This is a genomic window from Vibrio sp. N418, from assembly GCF_000222565.1.
GTDB lineage: Bacteria > Pseudomonadota > Gammaproteobacteria > Enterobacterales > Vibrionaceae > Vibrio > Vibrio scophthalmi.
Window position 1 is genome coordinate 1 of the sequence record NZ_AFWD01000060.1, and the last position, 227, is coordinate 227.

General features: G+C 43.2%; 1 tRNA gene. It reads left to right on the plus strand.

The features are described 5' to 3' along the window. Positions 1-33 precede the first annotated feature (33 nt). A tRNA-Val gene (locus tag RH86_RS13475) sits at positions 34-109 on the plus strand. Positions 110-227 lie beyond the last annotated feature (118 nt).

Sequence of the window (227 nt, forward strand, 5' to 3'; positions counted from 1 at the left end):
TTCTTTCTCCACGAAGGAATTAAAACTTTTAGTGGGCGATTAGCTCAGTTGGGAGAGCACCTGCCTTACAAGCAGGGGGTCACTGGTTCGAGCCCGGTATCGCCCACCATTCTCTAAGAATTTTTGGAATAGGATATCCAAACCACTCAGTAATGCATGTGGTTGGAATTTTCGACGCCGAAAGTCTTTAGAAAATGTATTTTGAAGCTTTGCTTCAGATTCATATG